At 44.0% G+C, this 9,385-nt stretch carries 11 protein-coding genes and 1 pseudogene; 7 read left to right on the plus strand and 5 right to left on the minus strand.

The window, feature by feature from the left end:
• Positions 1 to 144 precede the first annotated feature (144 nt).
• A complete protein-coding gene (locus QTN95_RS19170; RefSeq protein ID WP_138972033.1) occupies positions 145 to 540 on the minus strand; it encodes a hypothetical protein in 396 nt (131 codons plus the stop codon).
• Between the two features lie 265 nt (positions 541 to 805).
• Here QTN95_RS19170 and QTN95_RS19175 point away from each other — a divergent pair, with 265 nt between their 5' ends.
• The 3 genes from QTN95_RS19175 to QTN95_RS19185 all read left to right on the plus strand — a co-directional run bounded on the left by QTN95_RS19175 (position 806) and on the right by QTN95_RS19185 (position 2,195).
• Positions 806 to 1,222 carry a hypothetical protein gene (locus tag QTN95_RS19175; RefSeq protein WP_331418619.1) on the plus strand — a complete coding sequence of 139 codons (417 nt, stop codon included), beginning with the start codon at positions 806 to 808 and terminating at the stop codon, positions 1,220 to 1,222.
• Between the two features lie 116 nt (positions 1,223 to 1,338).
• Positions 1,339 to 1,689: a hypothetical protein gene (locus tag QTN95_RS19180; protein ID WP_331418620.1), complete on the plus strand. Its 351-nt coding sequence runs from the start codon at positions 1,339 to 1,341 to the stop codon at positions 1,687 to 1,689.
• Between the two features lie 17 nt (positions 1,690 to 1,706).
• Positions 1,707 to 2,195 (plus strand): GNAT family N-acetyltransferase, encoded by a 489-nt coding sequence (locus QTN95_RS19185; protein WP_331418622.1) that lies wholly within the window; start codon positions 1,707 to 1,709, stop codon positions 2,193 to 2,195.
• Positions 2,196 to 2,228: 33 nt separating this feature from the next.
• Here QTN95_RS19185 and QTN95_RS19190 read toward each other — a convergent pair whose 3' ends face one another.
• Both QTN95_RS19190 and QTN95_RS19195 read right to left on the minus strand, forming a co-directional pair.
• The gene (locus QTN95_RS19190) at positions 2,229 to 3,122 is read right to left on the minus strand and encodes a cation diffusion facilitator family transporter (RefSeq protein WP_138972029.1); all 894 of its coding nucleotides are present in this window, start codon (positions 3,120 to 3,122) and stop codon (positions 2,229 to 2,231) included.
• Positions 3,123 to 3,315: 193 nt separating this feature from the next.
• A complete protein-coding gene (locus tag QTN95_RS19195; RefSeq protein WP_138972028.1) occupies positions 3,316 to 4,194 on the minus strand; it encodes a LysR family transcriptional regulator in 879 nt (292 codons plus the stop codon).
• A gap of 144 nt (positions 4,195 to 4,338) precedes the next feature.
• Between QTN95_RS19195 and QTN95_RS19200 the strand changes: the two genes are divergently transcribed.
• Complete coding sequence (locus QTN95_RS19200; protein ID WP_138972027.1) at positions 4,339 to 4,917, plus strand: class I SAM-dependent DNA methyltransferase; 579 nt, start codon at positions 4,339 to 4,341, stop codon at positions 4,915 to 4,917.
• 52 nt (positions 4,918 to 4,969) lie between these two features.
• Here the strand turns inward: QTN95_RS19200 and QTN95_RS19205 are convergent, their stop codons facing one another.
• Positions 4,970 to 6,970: an acetoacetate--CoA ligase gene (locus tag QTN95_RS19205; protein WP_331418623.1), complete on the minus strand. Its 2,001-nt coding sequence runs from the start codon at positions 6,968 to 6,970 to the stop codon at positions 4,970 to 4,972.
• A 226-nt stretch (positions 6,971 to 7,196) separates the two neighbouring features.
• Between QTN95_RS19205 and phhA the strand changes: the two genes are divergently transcribed.
• A complete protein-coding gene (phhA, locus tag QTN95_RS19210) occupies positions 7,197 to 7,988 on the plus strand; it encodes a phenylalanine 4-monooxygenase (RefSeq protein WP_331418624.1) in 792 nt (263 codons plus the stop codon).
• Entirely contained in the window at positions 7,981 to 8,310 is a 330-nt protein-coding gene (locus QTN95_RS19215) for a 4a-hydroxytetrahydrobiopterin dehydratase (RefSeq protein ID WP_331418625.1), read from the plus strand. The genes phhA and QTN95_RS19215 overlap by 8 nt, the downstream gene beginning before the upstream one ends.
• Before the next feature lie 53 nt (positions 8,311 to 8,363).
• Here the strand turns inward: QTN95_RS19215 and QTN95_RS19220 are convergent, their stop codons facing one another.
• Positions 8,364 to 8,621 carry an EAL domain-containing protein gene (locus tag QTN95_RS19220; RefSeq protein ID WP_443088881.1) on the minus strand — a complete coding sequence of 86 codons (258 nt, stop codon included), beginning with the start codon at positions 8,619 to 8,621 and terminating at the stop codon, positions 8,364 to 8,366.
• 49 nt (positions 8,622 to 8,670) lie between these two features.
• On the opposite strand from QTN95_RS19220, the pseudogene QTN95_RS19225 reads away from it, so the two are divergent.
• A pseudogene (locus QTN95_RS19225) lies at positions 8,671 to 9,385 on the plus strand (IS1595 family transposase); the annotation flags it as partial.

Below are 9,385 nucleotides of genomic sequence, written 5' to 3' on the forward strand. Positions count from 1 at the left end.
TCTGCGCGGTCAGGTAATGTTAGAATCATGAGAACTCGGTAACGGTTGTAGGTTTGTATGTTTGGCGACTGATCAGATCGCTCAAACGGTACCGAGTTCCCTTCTTTTTCTACAAACCAGTGATCTATATTTAGGAACAGTTATTTAGCGCTGATAGTCTTCAGGCAACAAACTATGACCATTGCAGTCGGCTAAATACACCAGTGCATCAATAACGCGAATCGGGGTCAACAGATTCTCTTCGTTGCAAGGGGCTAACTCAAACGAGAGGTACAGTGTATCTGCTTCAATCTTGACGAACAGATTACCTTGCGGTGCTCGTTCTTGAGTTAGAGCGAAGGTGCCCACACCGAGGAAGTGGGAGCTGTTTAAGTTGCGCGTAGCGTAGATATCACATTGCAATTTATGAGCAAGGGTCAAGAAATCGAGCAGGAGATTCACTTGGTCGTCCGATACTCGATCGAGCGCATCAATATGGGGCGCTTTGCAGTAACGGTCGAAATAGCCGATCATTTCTTCTATGTCATTGTCAAATAGCATCTTCTGGCACCTGTGTTGTTTGGCTGGCGATTGTACCTATACAACTCTCTATTCACAAAGCGTTTAGTACGGCTGTTATCCTCAGTATGTGGTTGATCGTTTGTCACGAAAATTCGGCTTATCGCGGCGTCGAAAAATAACAGCTATTCGTACCGTTTATATAGGTTGCATTGCTTATTTGGCTGTATTATAAAGTGTTTATCAGCACAATAACTTCATGATTATATTAGTTTTTACTAACCTTTAATAACATGGAGAAAAGGTGATGAGCAAGAAAACTAACAACTATAGGCTAGTGGATATTCTCCGTTTTCGTCGGGCTTACGTAATGTCGGATTTTAATCTCAACACAGACCAAATATCGGTTCGTGGTGACGATTACCAATTGTGTAAGATAAAACAGGTAGAAGTACGTAAGCTTGGGATAAAAGATAACATGGTGAATGTTATTTCCCTCGCTTTAATGTTGTCGGCCGCGACTTGGGCGTTTGTTCCGCAATTTGGTTTTTTAATGCTCGCATTGACTCTAATTCTTGCGTTTGCGTCTTGGAGAAAATACGAACTTAGGGCTGAGTTTGTTGCAACGGATGAAACGGGAGATTACTGGGTATCGATTGCTCGCGGCTGCAGTAACGCAGAGTACAAAGTATTTCAGCAAGTTGAATCTCAACTAGCGTCTTAGGTTAAAAAACGAAGGCTCACCCACTTACGGTGGGCCTTTTGTTTATTGAGGTGCGTAGGGGATGGGGCTTTCAAACCGCCTTCACACTGCGGAAAGATCAGCGTTAGGAGGTTCAGATGTTGAAACTGGTAGTAAAGGTTGCGATCATAAATGTCATTGCGGCTATAGTTGTGTGGTTGCTTTCCTACGTTGTTGATTTTTTTGTCGTCACACGACTTTCTGATTTCTTATTTATGGTCGTTTTTGTTATCTGGGGTTTGGCAATGCTAACTTGGGAAGGTGGAACAGATAGCAAAACCGCTAGGTACAATAACCCCAAGCTCGATTCAGTCTACAAGATGGTCAAAGGTTTTGACGTCGAGAAAGATGAAAGAAAACGCTATCGACAAAACTACCAAGATGGTTTGGTATTGTTTATTGCAGGTATTCCCGCGTTAACAGGATGCATCATTTTAAACATTTTATAGCTTAGGAAGAGCGTAATATGTCACTGATACCTTTTATGAGTTCGCATTATGGTGTGCTAATCGATTGGATCGACTCAGACCAACTCAACTATTTGTGGGGAGGAAACTGTTACCAGTTTCCATTGACCGATGAACAGATTGAGTTTCACTGCAATAAGGACATTGTTCACCCTTTTATGCTGGAGCACAACGGCGAATACGCTGGTTATGTTGAGCTTTACCAAGAAAGGGCTGACTGTTTTCGTATCTGCCGAGTGTTTATTGCACCTCCATTTCGTGGCCAAAAGCTGGCGGCGAAGATGCTGCAACTATTAATCGACCATGTACAATCCCATTTTGTGGTTTCTCAGTTGAGATTAGCTGTGTTTGAACACAATGATGTTGCGCGTAAGTGTTACCAGTCACTCGGGTTTCAGGTGGATAAGATAGAGCAGGGAACGCGTCGTTATGAAGGGAAAGATTGGAATCTAGTGTTGATGAGTAAAGAATTGAGTCACATAGAGTAAGCCCCACAAAGCGGACGTTGTGAAGCTAAGCCATTAGTTTGCGATATTCATGGTCACGTTAAGATCCAATGAGAGGCGCGACAGTTTATCCTTTAGAATACGACGCGCTTTCTCCAGTTCAGCCACCTGAACTTGTTGTCCTTGAGAATGTACATCCAGTCTGACGCGCAGCTCACGACCTACCTTAATAACCCCCGCCACGGCAAGTTCCTGATCAACTTGTGTCTCTAGGGCGAGCACCTCTTTGTTAACCGCGTGACAGATCTCTTCGTCAGGTTTCATCATCAGTAGTTCGCGTAGTGCACCTGCTAACATCTCAAGTGGTACTTTAATGAAGTAGAAAGACATCAGCAGCATCATCACCGGATCCGCATAGACGGCATATTGTGCGAACGGTGAAACGGATACCAGCCACGCAGCCACGAAACCTAAGGTTACAGCAACGCTAAGCAACGTGTCCATCTGCCACTGTTTTACTTCAGCGTCTACCAAGCCAGATGAAATAAGTTTCGACTTATTCGCGATGTACCACCATGCGTAGCTACAACCAACAACACTTACCGCACCGAAAAGCGTTGCAATACTCGCGTCAACTTCACGGCCACCATTCATTAATGCCTGCACAGCTGAATACAGTGAGTAGGCAACGATCGCTAAAATCACACTACCTTTTATTGCGATCACTAGGGGCTCAAGCATCGCTTTACCAAATGGAAACTGGCGCTTGGACGGCTGAGCAATGTATCTAGACACGGCGAGCGACAACAAAGTTAATAGCAAACTGACCAGTGAATATACACCGTCAAAAACAATGACAAGTGAGCCAACTAGTAAGCCGAGTACGAGTCCGCTACCCGCAAAGCCCGATGCTAAAAGAGCTGAGAAGGTTAGGATTCGTTTTTCGTTAAGGCTTGTTCGGGCACACATAATGAGTTCTCTTGTAAAATTCCCCTATATTTTTCTCAAAATAAGAGAATTAGACAATCCCTATATGAATACCCAATATGTCAAATAGATGATTTTTAGTTAAAATCGTTATTTTTCAATGGGATGTGAATAGAATGCGGTGTCAATAATATTGTCGCTGACTGATTGATGGATCAAATAATCGTCGCAATGGTTAAAAATCAAACAAAAATTCGTTTAATTTGTCTGCCAGCCAAGACATTCCAGGATGCTCTGCCATACCTGAAGAGGTGAACATACAGTAATCTTCTTGGGTCAAGCCATAAGTGTGTTTTATTACCGAGAGTTCCTGTTTGCGTAGCAAGTGTCGGATCAGCGGTTCAGGGAGTACGCCCCAAGCGTCTTCTTCAAGAATCGTGTTGAGTATGTAATCAAAGCTTGAGAAGCCTATGTGACGCAGCGAGAAGGGTTGTAATTCTGGATTATCTTTTTCATTTAGATAAACCATGACGGCTTGCATAGCGTTACGCAGTTCGTCATCCGAGACCCGACGAAGTTTGGCCAGTGGGTGAGTGGAACGACATACTGACATCAGGCGTATCTTGCCTAATGGCTGAAACGTGATGTGAGGGTCATTGAGTCGTTCGTAATCGACGCCAAACGCGAAATCAACTTGGGAAGTTGCCACAAGATTTGCCAAGTCACCACTAGAGGCTAAAACAATGTTAAATGCGGTTGCGGGAAAGCGGTTGTTAAGCTTATGAGAGAGATCCTGCCACAGTTCGTCAGGCAGAGAATCGTCACGAGCTATCCATACCTCGGCGTTAAACTTACCAGATACGTGAGTACAGGTTTTACGAATACGCGCTGCGGTAACTAGCATATTGTGACAATCTTTGTAAATGGCTTTACCCGCTTCAGAAAGCACCAAATTATTGCCACTACGAACAAAAAGTTCGACATCGAGATCTTTTTCTAGTGCTTTAATCGCCATACTCAAGCGTGTGCGGTTGCACTCTAGTTGGCGAGCGGCCTCGGAAACCGAGCCTGTGTCGGACACAGTACAAAAAGCTTCGATCTGAGTAAGGTTCATCTTTTGTTCAATTTGGTTAGTCTCGAATCGATATTATATCAATCTCTGTCAATTGTCTGTTTTCCGAATTGAAATGCTATGAATTTCATGCAGTTTTGATACTCTTGGGGCATGCCTAATGAATGTTGTTACAGGGAGATCATGATGGCTAATAGTTGGGATGATGTCGCACTCGATTGGGACTCGGATAACACGACTAGTGTATATGCGGATAAAGCTTTTGAATCTCTACAGCAAGTAGTTGATGTTAAAGGGTTACATATTTTTGATTTTGGCTGCGGAACAGGTCTGCTTAGCCAAAGAATGTCTCAAACGGCAAAAGATATTGTCGCGCTCGACAGCTCCGAAGCAATGATAGAACAACTCGATAAGAAAGAGCTTCACAATGTAGAACCCGTAGTTGATCTACTGACTCGTGGTTTAGTGGCGATGCACCCTGCATTTCGGGCACAGTTTGATCTAGTGGTTGCCTCTTCAGTGTGTAGTTTCCTACCAAACTATTCAGATGTCGCGGATATTGTTTACAGCATCCTCGACGATGGCGGACATTTTGTTCACTGGGATTGGTTGTCGGACAAAGATGAAGTCGGCGGAATGACGATTGTTCACGCTCAGCAAGTGCTGACGAGTGTGGGTTTTAGCCAAGTAGAAATCACTACGCCGTTTACCATCACAACCCCGCACGGCGAACAAACCGTGCTGATGGCGGTTGCCAAAAAATAACTCGATTCGGTTTAAACATTAAAGCCCAGTAGAAATACTGGGCTTTAATGTTTTATGCCACTGGGATGGTCTGATATTGACTGACTTCGTCTAGTACCCAAGGGTTGGCAATCGCCCCCTGATTTTTAACGTCTTGTCCATGAAGAACTTGTTTAACTGCCAGCTCGACCAATTTACCCGATTTGGTTTTGGGTATTTCACTTAACGGATAGATTTCAGCCGGAACGTGTCGGGGTGAGCACTGACGACGCAGCGTCTCTTTTATGGTCGAAATCATGTGCTCGGTCAGTGATGTATGAGGCTCAAGCTGAACGAACAGAACGACTTTTTCATCACCATCTACTTGCCTTGCAACGGCGATAGAATCTTGGATCCCAGCCAGTTGGTTAACTTGCTGATAAATTTCTGCCGTTCCGATGCGGACACCACCGGGGTTCAAAGTGGCATCACTTCGTCCGTAGAAAATCATTCCGCCTTGTTGAGTCATTTCGACATCATCGCCATGGTGCCATGTATTTTCGAACTTATTCCAATAAGCCATATGGTAACGCTCACCATCATCGTGCCAGAACCCTAACGGTTGGTTGGGGAAACTGTTTTGACAAACCAACTCACCGCGGGAGGCAATAATAGCTTCACCAGATTCATTGAGCACTTTGACATCCATACCCAAGCCTGCACCTTGGCACTCTCCGCGATAAACCGCAGAGATTGGATTGCCCAATACGAAGCAACCGCAAATATCGGTTCCGCCAGATATGGATGCAAGGTGGATATCGACTTTGATATTGGAATACACAAAATCAAATTGTTGAGGATAGAGGACTGAGCCAGTTGAACAGAGTGTTTTGAGAGATTTTAGTGACAACTGGCTACTAGGATTAAACTGCTGTTTCTCTAGAGCTTCTAAGTATTTTGCCGATGTACCAAACAGCGTGACCTTAGCATCTTCAGCCAGTTGCCAAAGTATTTGCTCGTTAGGGTACATAGGGCTGCCGTCAAATATCACCAAGGTCGCGCCGCTTGCTAAAGCGGATACGTGCCAGTTCCACATCATCCAACCACATGTCGTGTAGTAGAAAATACGATCTTTCGGTTGAATATCACAGTGAAGTTGATGCTCTTTGAGATGGTTTAATATCGTCCCTCCCACTGAATGAACGATACATTTCGGTTTGCCTGTCGTACCTGAAGAGTAGAGGACAAAAAGAGGATCATTAAAACTAATCCGCTCATAACGCATCGCGCGTGGCAGGTAGCTGGCAAAAATCGCTTCCCAATCAGAGAATGACTCACAGCGGTCATCCATTGACATATCTATTTGTAAGTAGTCAATTTGGCACGTATTTAGGATGCTTGGAATCGCATCAACAATTTTGCGGTTTTTCTCTTCTATTTGGAAGGTCTTACCGTTGAAGTCGTAACCATTACAGCAAAACAGAATTTTGGGTTGTACTTGTCCAAATCGTTCGATGACGCTTTCCGCGCCAAAGTCAGGTGATGTTGAAGTCCAAATCGCACCAAGGCTGGTCGTTGCGAGCATGGCGATCACAGTCTCTGGCATATGTGGAAGATAGCCGGCGACGACATCGCCTTTTTCGACGCCATTTTGAACCAACCATTGCTGAATGATTGAAACTTGGTCACACAGCTCCTGCCAAGTCAGTTGACGACTAGACCCTCGTTCGTTCTTAAACCAAATTGCGGTGTCATCTGGTGCCTGAAAAGAGTAGGCCAACAGATTTTCGGCATAATTTAGTTGCGATTGTGGAAACCAGATCGTATCTCGGCTTGGGTTAAACTGGCCCCACTTGGCCAACCCTTCGCCTAAAATGCAGTCGCCCTTGTAGCCTATGACGTCGCAAAACTGCCAAATCTCGAGCCAGAAGTTCTTTTTGTTTTCAATCGACCACTGGTGCAAGTCAGCATAGCTATCGATTTTATTTCCCTGAATATTAATGTGTTTTATAAATTGACTCAGGTTTGATGACTCCACTCGCTCACTACTTGGAACCCAAATAGGTGCTGGAAGGTTCGTCTGCGAATTAGACATGACATCCTCGTCTTATTGTTCTCCGTTTTCTCGAATAAGCTTTGATGAAAAGGTAGCCAAAGTCAAACTTACCGAGCTTCAACAGATGGCTGAAAAATAAGAAAAAAGTGTTCAAATGTAAAATAATTGTTACACATAGTCGGTATGAGAGAGTTGGCTGGCTAAATTGTCACCGCCCCTGCATGACGATAGGCTTAATGTGAAGGAATTGTTAATGGAGCTGGTCATGACACAATATCGTTCTAAGCCTGTGAATGATAAAGGGGTAGTTGAATGGAGTTCAGAAGAAGACCAAGTATGGAGTGATTTGGTTAGTCGCCAACTCCACTTGGTGAAACAACGCGCCTGTAAAGAGTATTTGGCAGGGTTGGAGTTGCTGGATCTGCCACTAGATAGAGCGCCTCAAATTGTTGATATCAATCGGGTTCTCAAGCAAGCGACGGGCTGGCAAGTTGAACCCGTGCCAGCGTTGATTAATTTTGACCGATTTTTCGCATTGCTTGCAGACAAGAAGTTCCCTGTAGCTACTTTTTTGCGGAGTAGAGAGGAGTTTGATTATCTCCAAGAGCCGGATTTCTTTCATGAGATATTTGGCCACTGTGCAATGCTAACCAACCCTGAGTTTGCTGAATTTACCAACATGTACGGCAAGTTGGGTCGAGATGCGAGTGATAAGCAGAGGGTATATCTGGCGAGACTTTACTGGTTTACTATCGAGTTTGGTCTTGTCAAAGAGGGAAGTGAGCAAAAAATTTATGGCGGCGGGATTCTATCCTCTCCAGGTGAGACTTTGTATGCACTGGATGATCCGCTTGCTAAACGGGTTGAGTTTGATCTCCACACCGTGCTCAGGACACCTTATCGAATTGACATTATGCAGCCGGAATATTTTGTCCTAGACGACATCGATCAGCTTTATACCCTGAGTAAGATGGATCTGATGTTTCATGTAAAACAGGCGATGGCTGCTGGATTATTCCCCCCACTATTTGAACCAAAGGAAGTAAATCATGCTTGATGAATTGCGTTGCGAAGCGTGCACCGCTACTGCTGTAGCTCTAGGCGCAGAAGAAAGAAGACTGCTATTGACTGAGCTAGAAGATTGGCAAGTGCTTGAACGAGACAGCATCCCCCAGCTAGAAAAAGTCTACAAGTTCAAAAACTACAAACTTGCTTGGGAATTTGTCAACAAAGTTTCAGAGCTGGCTGAAGAAGAATTTCACCATCCTTCAATTTTACTTGAGTGGGGTAAGGTGACGGTGACATGGTGGAGTCATTCGATAAAAGGTCTGCATCAGAACGATTTCATCTGCGCAGCCAAGTGTGACAAGCTGATTTAGCATGCAACCTAGTTCAAAAAAGTCTGATTTTATCAGGCTTTTTTGATGCGAGATCACGCAGATAACGGCTGTTTATGATCCAGAACTTGCTCGATTTTGCAGACCGTAAGTGGCTTTGACTTTAAGTACCCTTGAACATAATTACAATGATGTTGGCGAAGTATTGCGAGTTGTTCTGGCGTTTCGACACCTTCAGCAACCACTTCGAGGTCAATGGTATGTGCCATTGAGATGATCGCTCGACATAAGTTATCCGCGTTACTCTGACCAACAGCCAGATTAAAATTAAACCTGATTACCCCGACTTTCAGCCATACTAAAAGCGTCTATACTTAATGTATTGTTATGGGAGGGTTTGGTATGCCAAAGAATCAGATTCAATTCCAAGGTGGGATTTCTATTCCTCGATTTCTAAGTCTTTATTGTACAGAAGAACAATGTCAGAAACGCTTATTTTCATTGCGCTGGGAGAATGGCTTCATGTGCCCTAATTGTGGCTCTACGAGCTACTGCCAGCTTAGGTCACGTCCCCTTTATCAATGCAATTGATGTCATCAACAAACCTCATTAACAGCAGGGACATTGCTTTCCAATAGTAAGCTTCCATTAACGGTTTGGTTTCTTGCTATCTACTTAATTACACAGGGTAAAAATGGAATTTCAGCTCTTGAGTTATCTAATCATTTAGGCATTTCCTACAACGCTACTTGGCGGTTAAAGCACAAGTTGATGCAAGCAATGAAGGAAAACGATGATAAACAACCACTTGAGAACATTGTACAGCTTGATGATGCCTATTGGGGTGGTAAAGGCAAGGGCGGTAAACGGGGTCGTGGCTCTAAAAAGAAAACGCCATTCGTTGCTGCGATACAGATGAATGACGAGAGACACCCAATCTACATGCGAATGAGCATGGTGGATGGCTTTAAGAAGCAAGAAATCACAAATTGGGGTAAAAAACACATCGAAGAAAAGACACTAGTCGTTACAGATGGACTTGCTTGTTTTGAAGGCTTAGTCGATGCAAATGTCTACCATGATGTTGAAAATAAGAGCCAAGCCGAGAGTTTGGAGG

The organism is Vibrio sp. M260112, assembly GCF_036533775.1.
In the GTDB taxonomy this organism is placed as follows: domain Bacteria; phylum Pseudomonadota; class Gammaproteobacteria; order Enterobacterales; family Vibrionaceae; genus Vibrio.

Excerpts from the sequence above, each read along its gene's own strand:
- QTN95_RS19170 (WP_138972033.1), bottom strand. The coding sequence starts at position 540 with ATGCTATTTGACAATGACATAGAAGAAATGATCGGCTATTTCGACCGT.
- QTN95_RS19175 (WP_331418619.1), top strand. The coding sequence starts at position 806 with ATGAGCAAGAAAACTAACAACTATAGGCTAGTGGATATTCTCCGTTTT.
- QTN95_RS19180 (WP_331418620.1), top strand. The coding sequence starts at position 1,339 with ATGTTGAAACTGGTAGTAAAGGTTGCGATCATAAATGTCATTGCGGCT.
- QTN95_RS19185 (WP_331418622.1), top strand. The coding sequence starts at position 1,707 with ATGTCACTGATACCTTTTATGAGTTCGCATTATGGTGTGCTAATCGAT.
- QTN95_RS19190 (WP_138972029.1), bottom strand. The coding sequence starts at position 3,122 with ATGTGTGCCCGAACAAGCCTTAACGAAAAACGAATCCTAACCTTCTCA.
- QTN95_RS19195 (WP_138972028.1), bottom strand. The coding sequence starts at position 4,194 with ATGAACCTTACTCAGATCGAAGCTTTTTGTACTGTGTCCGACACAGGC.
- QTN95_RS19200 (WP_138972027.1), top strand. The coding sequence starts at position 4,339 with ATGGCTAATAGTTGGGATGATGTCGCACTCGATTGGGACTCGGATAAC.
- QTN95_RS19205 (WP_331418623.1), bottom strand. The coding sequence starts at position 6,970 with ATGTCTAATTCGCAGACGAACCTTCCAGCACCTATTTGGGTTCCAAGT.
- phhA (WP_331418624.1), top strand. The coding sequence starts at position 7,197 with ATGACACAATATCGTTCTAAGCCTGTGAATGATAAAGGGGTAGTTGAA.
- QTN95_RS19215 (WP_331418625.1), top strand. The coding sequence starts at position 7,981 with ATGCTTGATGAATTGCGTTGCGAAGCGTGCACCGCTACTGCTGTAGCT.